The following is a 515-nucleotide window of genomic DNA, read 5'->3' as shown; positions in this document are numbered from 1 at the left end:
CGCGCGCCAGCAGGCGGGTCGAATCGAGCGTGGGCAGCGACGCGTTGGCGTCGCCGATGATCAGCGGGATCTCGGTGCAGCCCAGTACGACGGCGTCGCAGCCGCGCTCGCGCAGCGCATCGATCGCGCGCTGGAAGCGCTCGACGGTGCCCGGCTGCACGCGGCCCGGGACGAGCTCGTCCATGATTCGCGCGCCGAGTTCGTCGCGCCACGCGTCGCTGGGCCGGACCGCCTCGATGCCGGCGGCGGCCAGCGCTTCGGGATAGACCTCGCTGCGCACCAGCCACTGCGTGCCCAGCACGCCGACACGGCGGAAACCACGCTGGCACGCCTCGTCCGCGACGACGCGCGCGATGTGCAGCCAGGGCAGCGGCGAGCGCGGCTCGACCAGGTCGTAGGCCTGGTGGATGGTGTTGTCCGGACAGATGAGCAGCTGCGCGCCGGCGGCCTGCAGACGATGCGCGGAGTCGAGCATCAGCGCCGCGACCGCCTCGCGGTCACCGCGATCCAGCGCC

General features: G+C 73.4%; 1 protein-coding gene. It reads right to left on the bottom strand.

What is annotated here, in order from left to right; translation table 11 throughout:
• Positions 1–511: aspartate/glutamate racemase family protein (locus tag FUT87_RS24825; RefSeq protein WP_255512018.1), on the bottom strand; the 511-nt coding region annotated here is incomplete at its 3' end.
• Positions 512–515: the final 4 nt, after the last annotated feature.

Source organism: Mitsuaria sp. TWR114, from assembly GCF_007997345.1.
Note: the sequence above shows the minus strand (reverse complement) of the source record. Positions and strands in the feature narration are given on the sequence as shown.